This is a genomic window from Caulobacter zeae (assembly GCF_002858925.1).
GTDB lineage: Bacteria > Pseudomonadota > Alphaproteobacteria > Caulobacterales > Caulobacteraceae > Caulobacter > Caulobacter zeae.
On the sequence record NZ_PJRS01000049.1, the window covers coordinates 254,443 to 272,583 of the forward strand.

The 18,141-nt window shown below is 68.6% G+C and carries 17 protein-coding genes; 3 read left to right on the forward strand and 14 right to left on the reverse strand.

Annotated features, from left to right (window positions below; genetic code table 11):
• Positions 1-2: 2 nt before the first annotated feature.
• A complete protein-coding gene (locus SGCZBJ_RS24585) occupies positions 3-1,163 on the reverse strand; it encodes a DegT/DnrJ/EryC1/StrS family aminotransferase (RefSeq protein WP_101720529.1) in 1,161 nt (386 codons plus the stop codon).
• Between the two features lie 270 nt (positions 1,164-1,433).
• Between SGCZBJ_RS24585 and SGCZBJ_RS24590 the strand changes: the two genes are divergently transcribed.
• Positions 1,434-2,417: a mechanosensitive ion channel family protein gene (locus SGCZBJ_RS24590; protein WP_101720530.1), complete on the forward strand. Its 984-nt coding sequence runs from the start codon at positions 1,434-1,436 to the stop codon at positions 2,415-2,417.
• On the opposite strand, the gene SGCZBJ_RS24595 is transcribed toward SGCZBJ_RS24590, so the two are convergent.
• The 10 genes from SGCZBJ_RS24595 to SGCZBJ_RS24640 all read right to left on the reverse strand — a co-directional run bounded on the left by SGCZBJ_RS24595 (position 2,344) and on the right by SGCZBJ_RS24640 (position 10,137).
• Positions 2,344-3,519: a trans-sulfuration enzyme family protein gene (locus SGCZBJ_RS24595; RefSeq protein ID WP_101720531.1), complete on the reverse strand. Its 1,176-nt coding sequence runs from the start codon at positions 3,517-3,519 to the stop codon at positions 2,344-2,346. The genes SGCZBJ_RS24590 and SGCZBJ_RS24595 overlap by 74 nt on opposite strands.
• Positions 3,520-3,532: 13 nt before the next feature.
• The gene (locus SGCZBJ_RS25920; RefSeq protein WP_205685471.1) at positions 3,533-3,721 is read right to left on the reverse strand and encodes a hypothetical protein; all 189 of its coding nucleotides are present in this window, start codon (positions 3,719-3,721) and stop codon (positions 3,533-3,535) included.
• A gap of 130 nt (positions 3,722-3,851) precedes the next feature.
• Positions 3,852-4,115 (reverse strand): type II toxin-antitoxin system ParD family antitoxin, encoded by a 264-nt coding sequence (locus SGCZBJ_RS24605; RefSeq protein ID WP_101711142.1) that lies wholly within the window; start codon positions 4,113-4,115, stop codon positions 3,852-3,854.
• Between the two features lie 58 nt (positions 4,116-4,173).
• Entirely contained in the window at positions 4,174-5,586 is a 1,413-nt protein-coding gene (locus SGCZBJ_RS24610; RefSeq protein WP_101720532.1) for a pyridoxal-phosphate dependent enzyme, read from the reverse strand.
• Between the two features lie 86 nt (positions 5,587-5,672).
• Complete coding sequence (locus tag SGCZBJ_RS24615) at positions 5,673-5,906, reverse strand: hypothetical protein (protein ID WP_101720533.1); 234 nt, start codon at positions 5,904-5,906, stop codon at positions 5,673-5,675.
• 153 nt (positions 5,907-6,059) lie between these two features.
• The gene (gene fsa / locus SGCZBJ_RS24620; protein ID WP_101720534.1) at positions 6,060-6,713 is read right to left on the reverse strand and encodes a fructose-6-phosphate aldolase; all 654 of its coding nucleotides are present in this window, start codon (positions 6,711-6,713) and stop codon (positions 6,060-6,062) included.
• 76 nt (positions 6,714-6,789) lie between these two features.
• The gene (gene rfbA / locus SGCZBJ_RS24625) at positions 6,790-7,665 is read right to left on the reverse strand and encodes a glucose-1-phosphate thymidylyltransferase RfbA (RefSeq protein WP_101720535.1); all 876 of its coding nucleotides are present in this window, start codon (positions 7,663-7,665) and stop codon (positions 6,790-6,792) included.
• Entirely contained in the window at positions 7,662-8,546 is an 885-nt protein-coding gene (gene rfbD, locus SGCZBJ_RS24630; RefSeq protein WP_240621636.1) for a dTDP-4-dehydrorhamnose reductase, read from the reverse strand. Before rfbD ends, rfbA begins: the two co-directional genes overlap by 4 nt.
• Positions 8,543-9,592, reverse strand: a complete 1,050-nt coding sequence (gene rfbB / locus SGCZBJ_RS24635) for a dTDP-glucose 4,6-dehydratase (RefSeq protein WP_101720536.1) — start codon at positions 9,590-9,592, stop codon at positions 8,543-8,545. Before rfbB ends, rfbD begins: the two co-directional genes overlap by 4 nt.
• Positions 9,589-10,137 (reverse strand): D-glycero-alpha-D-manno-heptose-1,7-bisphosphate 7-phosphatase, encoded by a 549-nt coding sequence (locus SGCZBJ_RS24640; RefSeq protein WP_101720537.1) that lies wholly within the window; start codon positions 10,135-10,137, stop codon positions 9,589-9,591. The genes rfbB and SGCZBJ_RS24640 overlap by 4 nt, the downstream gene beginning before the upstream one ends.
• 100 nt (positions 10,138-10,237) lie before the next feature.
• Between SGCZBJ_RS24640 and SGCZBJ_RS24645 the strand changes: the two genes are divergently transcribed.
• A complete protein-coding gene (locus SGCZBJ_RS24645) occupies positions 10,238-11,392 on the forward strand; it encodes an AGE family epimerase/isomerase (RefSeq protein WP_101720538.1) in 1,155 nt (384 codons plus the stop codon).
• Here the strand turns inward: SGCZBJ_RS24645 and SGCZBJ_RS24650 are convergent.
• Together SGCZBJ_RS24650 and SGCZBJ_RS24655 are read right to left on the reverse strand one after the other, a co-directional pair.
• A complete protein-coding gene (locus SGCZBJ_RS24650; RefSeq protein ID WP_101720539.1) occupies positions 11,376-12,695 on the reverse strand; it encodes a mannose-1-phosphate guanylyltransferase/mannose-6-phosphate isomerase in 1,320 nt (439 codons plus the stop codon). The genes SGCZBJ_RS24645 and SGCZBJ_RS24650 overlap by 17 nt on opposite strands.
• A gap of 105 nt (positions 12,696-12,800) precedes the next feature.
• On the reverse strand, positions 12,801-14,828 hold the full coding sequence (locus SGCZBJ_RS24655) for an NAD(+) synthase (protein ID WP_101720540.1): 2,028 nt from the start codon (positions 14,826-14,828) through the stop codon (positions 12,801-12,803).
• A 200-nt stretch (positions 14,829-15,028) separates the two neighbouring features.
• Between SGCZBJ_RS24655 and tkt the strand changes: the two genes are divergently transcribed.
• Positions 15,029-16,996, forward strand: coding sequence for a transketolase (gene tkt / locus SGCZBJ_RS24660; RefSeq protein ID WP_101720541.1), 1,968 nt, complete (start codon positions 15,029-15,031; stop codon positions 16,994-16,996).
• A gap of 43 nt (positions 16,997-17,039) precedes the next feature.
• On the opposite strand, the gene SGCZBJ_RS24665 is transcribed toward tkt, so the two are convergent.
• On the reverse strand, positions 17,040-17,897 hold the full coding sequence (locus SGCZBJ_RS24665; RefSeq protein WP_165799430.1) for an FkbM family methyltransferase: 858 nt from the start codon (positions 17,895-17,897) through the stop codon (positions 17,040-17,042).
• Positions 17,898-18,141: the final 244 nt, after the last annotated feature.

Here is an 18,141-nt window from a genome sequence, read left to right on the forward strand (position 1 = left end):
GCTTAGCCGTTGAACCCCCGGATCGCGTCGATGATCACCGCCTGGTCGGCTTCCGGCAGATAGGGGTGCATCGGCAGGGCCAGCACCGTTTCGGCCTTGGCCTCGGTGACCGGCAGGCCGCCGGCGCCGCGCGGGAAGGCCGCGTACGGCGCCTGCACGTGCATCGGGACCGGATAGTAGACGGCGGTCGGCACGCCCTTGGTCTTCAGGTGGGCGGCCAGGCCGTCGCGGTTCTCGTGCTCGATGACGTACTGGGCCCAGACTGAGACGCCGCCGTCGATGACCTGGGGCGTCGACAGCACCGCGCCGGCCAGGCCCTCGGCGTAGCGATCGGCCACCGCCTGGCGCAGCTCGATTTCCTCGGCGAAGATCGCCAGCTTCTCGATCAGGATCGCCGCCTGGATGGTGTCCAGCCGCGAGTTCATGCCGATGCGGGTGTTGAGGTACTTGGGGTCGTGGTCGAAGGTCTTGCCTTCGAGGTCGGGACCGACCGCCTTGCCGTGGACACGGTAGCTGTCCATCAGGTCCCACAGCACCGGATCGTTGGTCAGCACCGCGCCGCCGTCGCCGTAGCAGCCCAGCGGCTTGGCCGGGAAGAAGCTGGTGGTGGCCACGTCCGCCCAGTGCAGCGGATGCTTGCCGTGCAGGGTGCAGCCAAAGCCCTGGGCGCTGTCGGCGATCAGTTTCAGGCCTTCGCGCTCGCAGATGGCCTTGATGGCCGGATAGTCGGCGGGCTGGCCGAACAGGTCGACGGCGATGACCACCTTCGGGGTCAGTTTGCCCTGTGCCTTCACCTCGGCGATGGCGGCTTCCAGCTTGGCGGGGTCGAGATTGTAGGTGTCCGGGAGCACGTCGACGAACACCGGCGTGGCGTTGACCCACGGCACGACTTCCGGCGTCGCGGCGAAGGTGAAGGACGGGCAGAACACCGCGTCGCCGGGGCCCACGCCCCAGGCCATCAGCGGCAGGGCGATGGCGTCGGTGCCGTTGGCGCAGGACAGCGCCTTGCCGGCCTGGCCGAAGGCGGCCAGCTGGGCCTCGAACTCGCGGACCTGCGGGCCCAAGACATAGGCGCCGCTGTCCAGCACGGCCGCCACGGCGGCGTCGATCTTGTCGCGGATCCGGCGCTGCTGCGCGGCGAGGTCGATGAAGGGCATGCTCATGGGCGCGGCTCTTAGAGTTCAAAGGCGGCGGTTTCGAGCCAATTGATGTAACCGACTGTTTCGCCAAATGCTCCCCCCTGAAGGGGGAGCTGTCGCGGAGCGACTGAGGGGGAAGGCGTTGCTCGTCTGGCAGCCGCCTCGACCTCATCAGGAACTTCCCCCTCCGGCTCTCCGGGCCACCTCCCCCTTCAGGGGGAGGATCCTGACGCGGGAACGAACCTTGGCCGCGTGTCGTTGACCGGCCGGCGCGGGGGCGCCATCGAGAGTTTCATGAGCAAGCCGACCATCGTACCGCAAGACCTTTCCCTGCCGTCCATCGCCAACATCAAGGCCGACGAGACCATGTTCGGGCATTTCCTCGACTGGCTGGGCAAGATCGCCGTCAACCTGGTGGTGGCCGCGATCATCGTGGTGGTCACCTTCTGGGCCGCCGGCTGGCTGGCCGGGGTGGCCAGGCGGGCGCTGGGCCGGGTGCATCGGACCAATCCCGACCCGACCCTGGAGAGCTTCGTCTCGTCGCTGGTGCGCTACGCCATCGTCGCCGTCGGCCTGGTGGCGGTGCTGCAGCAGCTGGGCGTGCAGGCGACCTCGATCATCGCCGTGCTGGGCGCGGCCTCGCTGGCCATCGGCCTGGCGTTGCAGGGCGCGCTGTCGAACGTGGCGGCCGGGGTGATGATCCTGCTGTTCCGCCCCTATCGCGTCGGCGACGTCATCGAGACCGCCACACGCCAGGGCACGGTCAAGTCGCTCGACCTGCTGTTCACCGAGATCGCTACGCCCGACAACGTCAAGGTGATGATCCCCAACAGCAAGGTGTTCGGCGACGTCATCCTCAACTACTCGACCCACCGCACGCGCCGGGCCGACATCCTGTTCAAGGTGCCGCTGAAGACCGATCTCGTCGTGGTGCTGCAGAAGATGCGCGAGCGGGCCGAGCACGATCCCCGGGTGCGCAAGGATCCCGCGCCGATGATCGAGGTCACCGACCTGTCGGAGGTGTTCGCCCAGGCCGCCATCCGCGTCTGGACGGCCAAGGAGGACTTCGGCCCGGTCAAGACCGACCTCATGCTGGCCGCCCACCTGTGGGCCGAGGACCCGACGCGGGAACTGCCGCCGCCCCGGGCCTCCAAGGCTCCGGACCCGTCGCCGGCCATGCCCGGCGACAAGGACCATCACCTGTTCAAGTTGCGAGCGCCGAGGAGAGGTCGGAAATCAGGTCCGAGCAGTCCTCAATCCCCACCGAAAGCCGAATGAGGGTGTCGCTGATGCCCAGCGCCTTGCGCTGATCGGCGGGGATCGAGGCGTGGGTCATGATCGCCGGATGCTCGATCAGGCTCTCGACCCCGCCCAGGCTCTCCGCCAACGTGAACAGGCGCGTGCGCTCCAGCACGCGCCGGGCCGTCGCCTCGTCGCCCTTCAGCTCCACCGAGATGACGCCGCCGAAGCCGCCGTGCATCTGGCGGCGGGCCAGGTCGTGCTGCGGGTGGGTTTCCAGGCCCGGATAGATGACCCGCTCGACGTCCTTGCGGGTGGCCAGCCACTGGGCGATCTCGAGCGCGCTGTCGCAGGCCCGCTGCATGCGCAGCGCCAGGGTCTTGACCCCGCGCAGGGCCAGGAAGCTGTCGAACGGTCCCAGCACCGCGCCGACGGCGTTCTGCAGGAACTTCAGCTTGTCGATCAGCTCGGGATTGTCGCCGACCACGGCCACGCCCGCGACCACGTCGGAATGGCCGTTCAGGTATTTGGTGGCCGAGTGCATGACGATGTCGAAGCCCAGCTCCAGCGGTCGCTGGACGTAGGGGCTGGCGAAGGTGTTGTCGGCCACGGTGATCAGGCCGCGCTGCTTGGCCAGGGCCGCGATGGCCTCCAGGTCGGCCAGGCGCAGCATCGGGTTGGTCGGGGTCTCGACCCAAATCATCTTGGTCTCGGGCCGGATCGCCGCCTCGATGGCCGAGACGTCGCCCATGTCGACGAAGCTGAACGACAGGCCCGCCGAGCGCTTGCGCACCTTGTCGAACAGCCGGAACGAGCCGCCGTAGAGGTCGTCGCTGGCGATCACGTGGGCGCCGCTGTCGAGGATCTCCAGGATCGTCGAAGCCGCCGCCAGGCCCGAGGCGAAGGCGAAGCCGGCCGTCCCGCTCTCCAGGTCGGCGATGGCGCGCTCGAAGGCGAAGCGGGTCGGGTTCTGGCTGCGGCTGTACTCGAAGCCCTTGTGCTCGCCCGGGCTCGACTGGACGTAGGTCGAGGTGGCGTAGATCGGCACCATCACCGCGCCGGTCGTGGGATCGGGGAACTGGCCGCCGTGGATGGCGCGGGTGGCGAAGGCCAGGCGGTTCTTGCCGGGGATGTCGGTCATGCGGGAAGGGCTTTCATGGGGCGCTGTCGTCGGCGGACGGCAGCGTGCTCAGAATTTCCGGTAAGTCCTGGGATCCATGCAGGATGCGCATGATCACGGGTGGTCGGCGCTGGCAGTTGTAGACAAGGACATAGGGAAAGTCGGGCAGGAGCGAGAACCGATAGGGCTCGGGCGCATGCTCTGGGCGGCTCGCGCCGGTCATGGGGAAGCTTCCCAGCAGGGCCAGCGCCTATCTGGAACCGGCGTGAAGCCTTCGGGCTGTCTCCGGCGATCCAGCTGGCCGCAGCCATCATGTCGCGGCGAGCCGTGGCTGAAAGCGTGGCGGGAGGCATCTATTCGGCGGCGTGGGCTTCGGCGGCCTCGATGATGGCGTCCAGATCCGCCATGACCTCCTCGAGCGTGAACACCTCTCCCCGGTCGGCCTCGTCCTCGGCGTCCTTGAGCGACTGCAAGAAGGCTTGCCGTTTCTGCTCCTGGTGTTGCAGCAGGCGCAGGCTGGCCTCGACGACTTCGTTGACGTCGCCGAAACGCCCGTCCGCCACGCAATCCTCGGCGAACTTCTCCAAGGCGGGCGTCAGTTTCACCTGGATGGTCATGCGACCCTCTTGTCGATTTCGATCGCAGCATGACTCTGTGGGAACAAAACCGCAACCATCACGCCTCCAGCCGCAGGTGGTTGAGCAGGTCGACGCGAGTGATGACGCCGACGAACTCGTCGCCGTCGACGACCAGGGCCACCTCGTCGCGGTCGAACACCTCGGGCAGGGCCTCGACGCCCTGGTGGGCCTGCAGGGTGTTGATCTCGCGGGTCATGGCCTGGGCGACGGGGGTCTTGAAGCGGGCGCCCCGGTGCTCTTCGTGGTGCTCATCGCCGCCCTCGACGGCGGCCAGGATGTCGCTCTCGTCGAGGATGCCCACCAGCCTGCCGTGGTCGACCACCGGCAGCTGGCTGATGTCGGACGAGCGCATGCGGTTGTAGGCGGTCAGCAGCGTGTCCTGCGGGCCGATGGCGATCACCCCGCCGTCGGCGTAGCGCTTGGCGATCAGGTCGCGCAGGTCGCCGTGCAGCTCGCGCTGGTCGAAGCCGTGCGCGGCCAGCCACATGTCGTTGAACATCTTGGTCAGGTACTTGGCGCCGGTGTCGCAGACCAGGGTGACCACCCGCTGGGCCTGCGTCTGCTCGCGGCAGTATTTCAGGGCCGCGGCCAGCAGGCAGCCCGAGGACGAGCCGGCCAGCACGCCTTCCTTGCGCAGCAGCTCGCGGGCGGTGTCGACGCTCTCGCGGTCGCTGATCGAATAGGCCTTCGAGACAAGGTCCATCTGGGCGTTGTCGGGGATGAAGTCCTCGCCGATGCCCTCGACGATCCACGAGCCGGCCTCGCCATAGGTCCCGGTGGCCACGTAGTCGCAGAGGATCGAGCCGACCGGGTCGGCCAGCACCATCTTCGTCTTGGGAGAGTGGGCGGCCATGTAGCGGCCGACGCCCGTCAGGGTGCCGCCCGAGCCGACGCCGACCACCACCGCGTCGACGTCGCCGTCCATCTGCGCGAGGATCTCAGGGCCGGTGCCGGTTTCGTGGGCCAGCGGATTGGCCGGGTTGGAGAACTGGTTGACGTAGATCGCGCCGGGGATCGACTGGGCCAGGGCCTGGGCCATGTCCTGGTAGTATTCGGGGTGGCCCTTGCCGACGTCGCTGCGGGTCAGGCGCACGTCCACGCCCATGGCCCGCAGGTGCAGGATCTTCTCGCGCGCCATCTTGTCGGGAACGATCAGGATCAGCTTGTAGCCCTTCAGCGTCGCCACCTGCGCCAGGCCAAGGCCGGTGTTGCCGGCGGTGGCCTCGATGATCGTCCCGCCCGGCTTGAGGCTGCCGTCGGCCTCGGCCGCCTCGATCATCGAGCGGGCCACGCGATCCTTGATCGAGCCGCCGGGGTTCTGGCTTTCCAGCTTCAGGAACAGCCGGCAGGGGCCGGTGTCGAGGTTGCGCACCTCCAGCATCGGCGTGCGGCCGATCAGGTCGAGCGCGGAACCGGCGACCGGAGGAAGGGCGGATTTGGGGTCGTTCATGGCGCGACTCTGGGGCAGGGCGAAACGATCACCCTGTGTAACGCCCAAAACCGGAAACAGGAAACGCCGTTCTGAAAGCCTGGCCGTCAGGCCCCGGCGGCGGCCAGCCGGTCCATCCGCCATTCGCGGGCGAATTTCTTGCCGACGCCGACGTCCTCGAACACCACCTTGCGGCGCTCGGCGCCCAGTTCGGGGGTGTTGTGGATCATCACGAACGGAAAGCCGTTGCTGGCCAGGAAGCTCTGCACGAAGCGCGAGAAGCGCAGGGCTTCCTCGGCCGAGGCCAGGCAGATGTCGACGGCGATGTCGGCGGCTTTCATGGGCGCGCTCCTCAGAACTCGAGGTTTCCCGACCCTAACGCGCCAGTTCGCGTTTGCGAACCACCTTCGCAGTCGCAAAAAGAAACGGCCCCGGACGAATCCGGGGCCGCGCCTTGAGCCGCAAGGGATTGCGGCGATCAGAAAATTGTCGACCTAGAGGATCGACTGGCCGGTGCTGGCCCAGTCCTTCAGGAACTGCTCGAGGCCCTTGTCGGTTAGCGGGTGCTTGAACATGTCGCCGAACACCGCCGGCGGGATGGTGACGACGTCGGCGCCGGCGATGGCGGCTTCCTTGACGTGGTTGGTGTTGCGCACCGAGGCGGCCAGGATCTCGGTCTCGTAACCGTAGTTGTCGTAGATGGCGCGGATGTCGCGGATCAGGTCCATGCCGTCGAAGCCGTAGTCGTCGAGGCGGCCGATGAACGGCGAGACGTAGGTCGCGCCGGCCTTGCCGGCCAGCAGGGCCTGGGCCGGCGAGAAGCACAGGGTGACGTTGGTCTTGACGCCTTCGTTGGCGAAGTGGCCGCAGGCGATCAGGCCATCGCGGGTCAGCGGCAGCTTGATCACGACGTTGGGGGCGATCTGGGCCAGCTTGGCGCCTTCGGCGATCATGGCGTCGGCGGTGGTGGCGGCGACTTCGGCGCTGATCGGGCCGGGGACCAGGTCGCAGATCTCGGCGATCACTTCGAGCATCGGACGGCCCGACTTGGCGATCAGGGTCGGGTTGGTGGTGACGCCGTCGATCAGGCCGGTCGCGGCGAAGTCGGCGATGACCTTGGTGTCGGTGCTGTCGAGGAAGATCTGCATGGCTCTGCGCGCGGGCCTTGTTGTTGTGGAGAATTTGCAGCGGGTTTAGCCCCTCGGGGGCCGCCGCGCCAGGATTTCAGATTTCGCCGTCCGCCAGTTGGCGCAGATAGCGGTGGTAGCCGGTCTTGGGGGTCTCGCCGGCCAGGGCGCGCAGCTGGTCGGCGTCGATGAAGCCCATCTGGAAGGCCACTTCCTCGACGCAGCCGATGCGGAAGCCCTGCCGCAGCTCGATGGCGCGCACGTACTCGGCGGCCTCCATCAGGGAGTCGTGGGTGCCGGTGTCGAACCAGGCGTAGCCCCGGCCCAGCCGCTCGACCGTCAGGTCGCCGGCGTCGAGATAGGCGCGGTTGACGTCGGTGATCTCAAGTTCGCCGCGCGCCGAGGGTTTCAGGCTCCTGGCGATGGCCGAAGCCTGGCCGTCGTAGAAATAGAGTCCGGTCACGGCGTGGCGCGAGCGCGGCCTGGCCGGCTTTTCCTCGATGCTCAGGGCCCGGCCGTCGGGGCCGATCTCGACGACGCCGTAGCGCTGCGGATCCACCACGCTGTAGCCGAACACGGTCGCGCCGCTCTGGCGTCCGGCCGCCTTCTGCAGGAGGTCGGCGAAGCCGGCGCCGAAGAAGATGTTGTCGCCCAGCACCACGGCGCTGTCGGCGCCGTCGAGGAAGTCCTCGCCGAGAATGAGCGCCTGGGCGATGCCGTCGGGAGACGGCTGGGGCTTGTATTCGATACGCAGGCCCAGTTGCGAGCCGTCGCCCAGCAAGCGCCGGAACGCGGTCTCGTCATGCGGATTGGTGACGATCAGGATCTCGCGCACCCCGGCCAGCATCAGGGTGGTCAGCGAGTAGTAGATCATCGGCTTGTCGTAGACCGGCAGCAGCTGCTTGCTAACAGCCAGGGTCAGGGGCGCCAGCCGGCTGCCAGAGCCGCCGGCGAGGATGATCCCACGCCTCATGTGTCCAGTCCTTCGGCGATGATTTGGTCGGCGGCGCGCGCCACGGCGCTAGTCCAGGGCTCGGCTTGCCAGCCGAAAACGGCGGAAACCCGGCTGTTGTCGAGCGCGCCGTTGAGCGGCCGCGCGGCGGGCTCGGGAAAGTCGCGCTTGGCGATCGGCGACAGCCGCGCGCGGGTCTGCGGGTCGCGGGCCAGGGCGGCGGCGGCCAGGTCGTGACGCGAGGTCGCCCCGCCGTTGGTGAAGTGGAACAGGCCGAAGGCCGGATCGCCCGCGTCAGCCGCGGCCCAGCGCGGCGCGGCGGCCAGGATGAAGTCGGCCAGGGCTGCCGCGTCGGTCGGGCAGCCGTACTGGTCGGCCACCACGCGCAGCTCGTCCCGCGCGCGGCCCAGTTGCAGCATGGTGCGGATGAAGTTGCGGCCAAAGCGCGAGAACACCCAGGACACCCGCAGCACCACGCCTTTTTCCCAGGCCAGGACGGCGGTCTCGCCGTCCAGCTTGGTCGCGCCGTAGACCGACAGCGGGTTGGGCGCGTCGTCCTCGCGATAGGGGCGGTCGAGGGCGCCGTCGAACACGCAGTCGGTCGACAGGTGGACGAGCGGCAGGCCGCGGGCCGCGCAGGCCCTGGCCATGGCGGCGGGGGCCAGGGCGTTGGCGGCGCGGGCCGCCTCGGGCTCGGCCTCGGCCTTGTCGACCAGGGTGAAGGCGGCGCAGTTGACCACGAGGTCGCAGTCGGTTTTCGCGATCGCCGCCTCGATCGCGGCTGCGTCGGCGAGATCCACCTCGTTGCGCGAGAGCGGAACGAGAACGGCGCGACCCGGCGCGGCGGCGATCATCGCCCGCGAAACCTGGCCGGTGGCGCCGAACTGCAGGATCCGGATCACGCGGTCACGCCCAGTCGCTGGCCAGCGAAACCCTTGGCGCGCAGCGCGTCCCACCAGCCGTCGTTGTCGAGGTACCAGCGCACGGTCCGCTCCAGGCCTTCCTCGACGGTCAGGGCCGGCGACCAGCCGAGATCGCGCTGCAGCTTGCCGGCGTCGATGGCGTAGCGGCGGTCGTGGGCGGGGCGGTCGGTGACGTGGGTGATCAGGTCCTCGCGCGGCGTGTTGCCCGGGCGGATGCGGTCGAGCGCGGCGCAGATCGTGCGGATGAGGTCGATGTTGGCGCGCTCGGCGTCGCCGCCGATCAGATAGGTCTCGCCGGGGGCGCCGGCCTCGAGCACCCGCAGCAGGGCCGCGGCGTGGTCTTCGACGTGCAGCCAGTCGCGGACCTGCCGCCCGTCGCCGTAGACCGGGATGGGGCGCCCGGCCAGGGCGTTGAAGATCACCGTCGGGATCAGTTTCTCGGGATGCTGGCGCGGGCCGTAGTTGTTCGAGCACGAGGTGACGATCACCGGCAGGCCATAGGTGCGGCCCCAGGCGCGGGCCAGCAGGTCCGAGGCGGCCTTGCTGGACGAGTAGGGCGAGGTCGGATCGATCGGCGAGCGCTCGTCGAAGGGGGCGTCGTCCGGGCCGAGCGCGCCATAGACCTCGTCGGTCGAGACATGCACGAAGCGGAAGCGCGCGGCGCGGTCCGGGCTCAGCTGGCCGTAGTGGGCGCGGGCGGCCTCGAGCAGCACGGCCGTACCCATGACGTTGGTCCGCACGAAGGCCAGCGGACCGTCGATCGAGCGGTCGACATGCGACTCCGCCGCCAGGTGCAGCACGGCTTCGGGGTCGTGGCGGTCGAAGATCGCCGCCATGGCCGAGGCGTCGGCGATGTCGGCCTGCTCGAACGCGTAGGCCGGGTGGGTTGCGACTTCGACCAGGTTGGCGAGGTCGCCGGCATAGGTCAGGGCGTCGACATTGACCACCGCATGGCCGGCGGCCAGGGCCGACCGGACCAGCGTCGAGCCGATGAAGCCGGCGCCGCCGGTGATCAGGAGTTTCAAGCCGGGCCTCCCGGGCCGGCCGGGAAACGCCGGCCGAGCTTGGTTCTGAGAAAGTGCAGCAAGTCGCCGCCCGTGAACAGGAAGCCTTCGACGCCGGCCCGTCGAGCGGCCTCGACGTCGCTGTCGTTGTCGCCGACCAGCACGCATTCCTGCGGCGACAGGCCGGCCTCGGCCAGGCCGCGCAGGATCATCCCGGGGTTGGGCTTGCGGTCGGGATGATCGTCGCAGCGATAGGCCTCAACCACGGCGTCCTTATGGAACGGGCAGTGATAGAAGGCGTCGACCTGGCCGCCGAGACGCCGCAGGTCGCCTTGCATGTGCGCGTGCAGGGCGTGGACCGCCTCCTCGCCGTAGTAGCCGCGCGCGACGCCGGACTGGTTGGTGACCACGATGCAGCGGACGCCCGCCAGGGTCAGGGCCGCGATCGCTTCGCGGGCGCCGGGGACCCATTCCAGGTCGGCCGGATCGTGGACGTAGCCCCGGTCGACATTGAGGACGCCGTCGCGATCGAAGAAGACGGCCTTCAAGGGGTTGTGGTCATGCATGTTGTCTCGCCATTACGCGACGGCCCGGTCGGTCACAAGCCGAGGCTTGCGTAGCGGCGCCCGGACGCTAGAAAACCGCTCGACTCTACTGGAGAACAGCATGACCGCTTCGGCCCGCATCGTCCGCCTGCGCGACCAGCTCAAGGCTTGGGCGCTGAACGACGCCTTCCCCCTGTGGTGGACCGTCGGCGCGGATCGCGAGAAGGGCGGCTTCTTCGAGAAGATCGCCCTGGACGGCGCGCCGGTCGAGGCGCCGCGCCGCGCGCGCGTGCAGCCGCGCCAGATCTATTCGTACGCTGCGGCGGGGGCCCTAGGCTGGGAAGGACCCTGGCGCGAGGCCCTGGCTCATGGCCTGGAGTTCTATCTGGCGCGCTACCGTCGTCCGGACGGCTTCTTCCGCACGCTGGTGGCGTCGGACGGCTCGCCGCTGGACGACAAGGTCGATCTCTACGATCAGGCTTTCGGCCTGTTCGGCCTGGCCATGGCGAGCCAGGCCCTGCCCGAGCGCGAGGATCTGCCCCGCATCGCCGTCGAGCTTAGGAACGCCCTGCAGGCGACGTTGAAGCACCCCGTGGCCGGGTTCGAGGAAAGCGTTCCGCGCACCCTGCCGCTGTTGTCCAACCCGCACATGCACCTCTTCGAGGCCAGCCTGGCCTGGGTGGAGGCGGGCGGCGACGCCGGTTGGCGGGCCCTGGCCGACGAGATCGCCGAACTGGCGCTGGCCAAGTTCATCGATCCGGCCAGCGGCGGCCTGCGCGAATATTACGACGGCGACTGGAACGCGGCCCCTGGCGTGGCCGGCCGCATCGTCGAGCCCGGCCATCAGTTCGAGTGGGCCTGGCTGCTGCTCCGCTGGAGCCAACTCTCGGGGCGGGCCGACGCTCGCGCCGCGGCGCTGCGGATGATCGAGATCGGCAAGGGGCCGGGCGTGGATCCCGCGCGCGGCGTGGCCATCTTCGCGCTGCTCGACGACATGAGCGTGCATGACGACGTCGCGCGCCTGTGGGCGCAGACCGAATGGATCAAGGCCGGCGTCCTGGCCGCCCAGGTCACGGGCGACGACGCCTGGCTGGAGGTGGCGGCCGACGGCGCCGAGGCCTTGCTCAAGTACCTCGACGTCGCCGTGCCGGGTCTCTGGCGAGACAAGCTCCAGGCCGACGGGACGTTCGTGGACGAGCCGGCGCCGGCCAGCTCGTTCTATCACATCGTCTGCGCCATCCTGGAGCTCGACAGGGTGGTCAGCGCCAGACCGTGACCAGCGCGGTGCTGGCTTCGCCGGCGCGCACCATCACCGGCGAGTGCAGGTCGGCGCGGGCGCCCTGGGCGTAGGTTTCGGTCTCTGCCTCAAGCGCTCCGTCCAGAACCTGGATGGAGCTGACCGGCAGGCTGGTCATCGCCCCGGCTTCGAAGCGCCACAGGGAAACCTCGGCCTTGGCCGAACGGGTGACCGGCTGGCGCTCGATCCCGCCGGAGAAGGCGATGGCGTGGCGGTGGGCGATATCCCGGCCGCTGGCCTTCAGCACGTCGACCAGGGTCTTCACCGCCTGGGCGTCGTCGCGGCGGCAGACCAGGACGGCGTCGCTCTCGGCGACGATCAGCAGGTCCTCGACGCCGATGGCGCCGACGAACGGCCCGTTCGAGCGGGCCAGCACGCCCCGGGTGTTGATCAGGTGGACGTCGCCGGTCGCGGTATTGCCCGAAAGGTCGCGGATCGAGGCTTCCCAGATGGCGTCCCAGGCTCCGAGGTCGGACCAGGTGAAGGCGGCCGGCGCGACCGCCGCCTTGTCCGTGCGCTCCATCACCGCGTAGTCGAGCGACTTCTTGGTCGTCGTGGAGAAGGCGTCGGCGTCGAGGCGCAGGGTGATGCCGTCGCGAGACCCCTTCTCGACGGCGTCGATGGCGCCGTTGCTGATCGCCGGCTCGTAGGTGTCGAGTTCCTCGAGCAGGGTCTTGGCCGCGAAGGCGAAGTTGCCGCTGTTCCAGTAATAGCCCTCGGCGAGATAGCGCTTGGCCGTCTCGAGGTCGGGCTTTTCGACGAAGGCGTCGATCGACTTGACGCCGCTGGGCAGGGCGTCGCCCGGCTTGATGTAGCCAAAGCCGGTGGCGGGGCTGGTCGGCTGGACGCCGAAGGTCACGATCAGGCCGGTGCGGGCGGCGCTCACGGCCGTCAGGGCCGCCTCTCGGAACACGTCCACCTCGGCGATGTGGTGATCGGCCGCCAGCATCAGGACGACGCCGTCTGGCGTCTTGGCGCGGACATAGGCGGCGGCGGCGGCGATGGCCGGCGCGGAGTCGCGGGCTTCAGGCTCGATGATCACCACCAGGTTGGCGCCGATCTCGCGGGCCTGGCGTTCGACCAGCTCAGCCATGTGACGGCCCGTCACCACCACGATCTCGTGGGCGCCGGGCAGGTCCATCACGCGAAGGATGGTTTCCTGGAAGCTCGAGCGATCACCGATCAGCTTGAGGAACTGCTTGGGACGATCCGACCTCGACGACGGCCAGAGTCGAGTGCCCGACCCACCACAGAGAATGACCGGATAAATGGCGTCGACCAAAGGATTCCCCCCACAAACTCGCACGCGGATACGTTGCGCGACCTATAGGACATTGCCTTTTCGGTCTACGCCCAAGTCTACCTCATCGGCGTCGCGGCCGAAACGCTAGGTGGCTGTATTGGCTGCGAGTTCGGCCAGCCAGGCCTCGGCGCTCGCGTCCGAGGGCATCCGCCAGTCGCCGCGCGGCGACAGCGCGCCGCCGGACGATATCTTCGGCCCGTTGGGCACGGCCGAGCGCTTGAACTGGTTGGCGAAGAAGCGCTTGAGGAAAAGCTCTAGCCACTTGCGGATCTCGGCCAGTTCGTACGCGCGGCGGGCCGTCTCCGGCAGGCCGACCGGCCAGCCGCCCTTGTCCGCGTCATGCCAGGCGCTCCAGGCCAGGAAGGCGATCTTCGACGGCGCCATGCCGTAGCGGCTCATGTAGAAGAGATTGAAGTCCTGCAGGGCGTAGGGGCCCACGAAGCTCTCGGTGGCCTGGGTCTGCTCGCCCGGCACCAGCTCGGGCGAGATCTCGGTGGCCAGGATGTCTTCCAAGAGGGCGGTGGTCGCCGCGTCGACGTCGCCCGAATGGGCCACGAAGCGGATCAGGTGCTGGATCAGCGTCTTGGCCGCCCCGCAATTGGGGTTGTAGTGGCTCATGTGGTCGCCGACGCCGTAGGTGCACCAGCCCAGCGCCAGTTCCGACAGGTCGCCGGTGCCCACCACCAGCGCTCCGTTGTGGTTGGCCAGCCGGAACAGGTAGTCGGTGCGCAGCCCCGCCTGCACGTTCTCGAAGGTCACGTCATAGACCGGCTCGCCGCGCCCGAACGGGTGGCCCAGGTCCTTCAGCATCTGGGTCGCGGCCGGCCGGATATCAAGCTCGGCGGCGGTGGTCCCGATGGCGCGCATCAGCCCCCAGGCGTTGTCCTTGGTGCGGTCGGAGGTCGCAAAGCCCGGCAGGGTGTAGGCCAGGATGTTGTCGCGCGGCAGGCCAAGCTGGTCCATGGCCCTGGCCGCCACCAGCAGGGCCTGGGTGGAGTCCAGCCCGCCCGAGATGCCGATCACCAGCTTCTTGAGGCCCGAGGCCTCCAGGCGGCGTGCCAGGCCCTGGACCTGGATGTTGTAGGCCTCGTAGCAGTTCTCGCGCAGCTTGGCGGGGTCGGACGGCGTGAACGGAAAGCGCTCGACCGCCCGGGCCAGGGCCAGGTCGCCGGCCGGCGGGACGAACTCGAACGGGACGATCCGGAACGGGACGGCCGGGGGCGCGAGCATCATCGCGTCGCCGAAGCTGCCCACGCGCATGCGCTCCTGGCGCAGGCGCTCGACGTCGACATCGGCGAAGGTCCAGGTCGGCCCGGTGGAGAAGCGCTCGGTCTCGGCCAGCAGCGCGCCCATCTCATGGATGTCGAGGTGGCCGTCCCAGGCGACGTCGGTGGAGCTCTCGCCCGCGCCGGCGGCGGAATAGACATAGGCGGCGATCGCGCGTGACGACTGGCTGGCGCACAGCAGGCGGCGGGTCTCCGACTTGCCGATGGTGATGTTGCTGGCCGACAGGTTCAGCAGGATCTCGGCCCCCGCCAGGGCCTGGGCGGTGCTGGGCGGATTGGGCGTCCAGACGTCCTCGCAGATCTCCACGCCGACGGTGAAGCCGTCCGCCTTGAACAGGATGTCGGTCCCGAACGGCGCCTCCTGGCCGGCCAGGCTCAGGGTCCTGCCGGTGACGCCCGCGCCGGGGGTGAACCAGCGGCGCTCGTAGAACTCGCGGTAGTTGGGCAGGAAGCTCTTGGGCACGATCCCCAGCACCCGGCCGGCATGGATCGCGACCGCGGTGTTGTAGAGGCGCCCCGCCTCGCGCAGCGGCGCGCCGACCACGAACAGCGGGGAAAGCGTCTTGCTCTCTTCGGCCAGGGTGGCGATCGCCGCCTCGACGGCGTCCAGCAGCACGTCCTGTTGCAACAGGTCGTCGATCGAGTAGCCGGTCAGGCCCAGCTCCGGGAACACCATGACCGCCACGCCCTGGTCGTGGCCCTGGCGCACGAGGTCGAGCACGCTCGCGGCGTTGGCGGCCGGATCGACCAACTTCACCTTCGGAACGGCGGCGGCGACCCGGACGAAGCCGTGGCGATAGGGAGAGAAGAACGACGGGCTACCCACGCGGTCGACCTTTCGAGGTTATGCTGAAAATGAGCATAAGTCTGCGTCCAGCTATATCCGGTCCACGCGCCGTTGCATAGCGGCCTCAGCCCGCGGGCGTTGCGCCCCGGTTGCTTGACCCTGGCGGCCTCGCATGTCACGTGCGGGCCGCGCAGGCGCCCCCGCCGTCCACAGACATAAAAGCCGAAGAGCCAGAGCCCATGCCCGTCTCGCCGATCAAGATGGCCGACGCCATCCGCGTCCTCTCGATGGAGGCCGTGCACAAGGCCAAGTCGGGTCACCAGGGCATGCCCATGGGCATGGCCGACGTGGCCACCGTGCTGTTCAGCAAGTTCATGAAGTTTGACGCCTCCAAGCCCGACTGGGCCGACCGCGACCGCTTCGTGCTGTCGGCCGGCCACGGCTCGATGCTGCTCTACAGCCTGCTTCACCTGACCGGCTACAAGGCCGTGACGATGAAGGAGATCGAGAACTTCCGTCAGTGGGGCTCGCTGACCCCTGGCCACCCCGAAGTGCACCACACCCCGGGCGTGGAGACCACCACCGGTCCCCTGGGCCAGGGCCTGGCCACCTCGGTCGGCATGGCGATGGCCGAGGCCCATCTCGCCGCCGTCTACGGCAAGGATCTCGTCGATCACCGCACCTGGGTCATCGCCGGCGACGGCTGCCTGATGGAAGGCGTCAGCCATGAGGCCATCAGCCTGGCCGGCCGCCTGAAGCTGTCGAAGCTGACGGTGCTGTTCGACGACAACAACACCACCATCGACGGCGTGGCCACCATCTCCGAGACCGGCGACCAGGTCGCCCGTTTCAAGGCCGCCGGCTGGGCCGTGAAGGTCGTCGACGGCCACGACCACGGCAAGATCGCCGCCGCCCTGCGCTGGGCGACCAAGCAGGACCGCCCGACCATGATCGCGTGCAAGACGCTGATCTCGAAGGGCGCCGGCCCGAAGGAGGGCGACCCCCACAGCCACGGCTACACCCTGTTCGACAGCGAGATCGTCGCCGCCCGCGCCGCCATGGGCTGGGACGCCGCGCCGTTCACCGTGCCGGACGACATCGCCAAGGCCTGGAAGAGCGTCGGCCGCCGCGGCGCCCGCGTCCGCAAGGGCTGGGAAGCCGCCGTCGCCGCCTCGGACAAGGGCGCGGAGTTCACCCGAGCGGTGGTCAAGAACCAGCTGCCCGCCAACGCCTTCGAGAAGCTGGAAGCCCACATCGCTTCGGCCGTAGAGAGCAAGCCGGTCAACGCCACCCGCGTCCACTCGGGCTCGGCGCTGGACCAGCTGATCCCGGCCATCCCGGAAATGATCGGCGGCTCGGCCGACCTGACCGGCTCGAACAACACCCTGGTCAAGGGCATGGGCACCTATGACACGCCCGACTACAAGGGCCGCTACGTCCACTACGGCGTGCGCGAGTTCGGCATGGCCGCGGCCATGAACGGCATGGCCCTGCATGGCGGCGTGATCCCGTACTCGGGAACCTTCCTGGCCTTCGCCGACTACAGCCGCGCCGCCATCCGTCTCGGGGCTTTGATGCAGGCCAAGGTCATCCATGTGATGACCCACGACTCCATCGGCCTGGGCGAAGACGGCCCGACCCACCAGCCGGTCGAGCATGTGGCCAGCTTGCGCGCCATCCCCAACCTCCTGGTCTTCCGTCCGGCCGACGCCGTGGAAGCCGCCGAGGCCTGGCAGGTGGCCCTACAGCAGAACACCACCCCGTCGGTGATGTGCCTGTCGCGCCAGAAGACCCCGCACGTGCGCACCTTCGCCGGCGAGAACCAGGTGGCCAAGGGCGCCTACGAGCTGCTGGCCGCGCAAGGCGGTGAAGCGGCCGTGACGATCTTCGCCACCGGCACCGAGGTCGGCCTGGCCGTCGCTGCGCGTGAAGTGTTGCAGTCGCAAGGCAAGCCGACCCGCGTGGTCTCGGTTCCCTGCTGGGAGCTGTTCGACCAGCAGCCGGCCGCCTACCGCAAGGCCGTGATCGGCTCGGCGCCGGTTCGCGTGGCCGTCGAGGCGGGCATCCGCCAGGGCTGGGAACGCTTCATCGGCGAGGACGGCAAGTTCGTCGGCATGACGGGCTTCGGCGCCTCGGCCCCGTTCGAGCGTCTCTACAAGGAGTTCGGCATCACCACCGAGGCGGTGGTCGAAGCGGCCGCCGGCTGATTGCGGCTCCCCCTCGGCGCGGTGCGCCGAGGGGGCTGGCGGCTCAGAGGTCGGCGATTTCCGGACGGCGGCTCGGGTGAACCAGCAGCAGGTCCGTCAGCTTGCCCGTCTCGTAGCTGGCCGGCTGCAGCGTCTCGGGGTTCAGCGGCTCGAAACCAAGGTCGCTGATGGCGTCGAACAGGTCGTTGTGGTCTTCCATGGTCGGGAACAGGTCGTACCATTCCACGAACAGGAAGGGCTTGTACTCGACGATCAGATCCTTGGACGCCCGCAGGATCTCCTTGTCGAAGCCCTCGCAGTCGGTCTTGACGAACGATAGCGTGGCGAGCTCGGCGTCGCTGTAGGTGCGCTTCAGCAGCGTATCCAGGCGGATGCCCTCGACCGTGGTGCGCACCTGGGCCAGGCCCTGCATCTGGGCCTGCAAGGCTTCGGAGAAGTTGGGGTCGATCAGGCCGCCGTTGCAGTTCTGATTGCCGTTGTCGACCAGCTCGACCACTTCGCCGTCCTTCTTGGTGACGGCGTAGCGCGACAGGGTGAACTCGGCCCAGGACGTGTTCAGCGAGGTGTTGACCTCCAGGACGGGATAGACGTCGCGGTTGGGCTCCACGGCCAGAACCTTGCCCGGCTTGCCGGTCGCGTGGTCGTAGCTGAAGACGCCGATTGGGATGGTCGTGTCGCCGCTGTGGGCGCCGACGTCGACGCACAGCGAGCCCGGCTTGATCAGGCGGTCCCAGTGGTAGGTCTGCGAATAGCGGCGCAGCAGTTCGCTGATCGGGGGTTCGTTGACCAGCGGATGGTTCCAGTCGCAGAAGGCGACCTCGCGTCCCTTCCAATCGACTGTCTGCCGAGGTTTCACATAGCTCATGTCCAGGCCCTCCTCGGACGTCGGCAAATCGTGCATCACTGTTTCCTGGCTGAGACGCTGGCGCCCATGTTCCCGCTGTAGCCGAACCGGAATGCGACCGAAAGTATCAAAGCTCGACATCGATCCAGGCTACGGCCTGCCGAGGAATTCCGGCGCTTCCTGTGTTTAACGGCTCTGGACGCTCGTCTCCGAATGTGGTGGAAGCGGGCTACGTGGTCGTCCTCACGTTGCTTGTCGAGAAGCGGGAGCTCTAAATTGCCGCGCGCGGTGGACGCGTGGC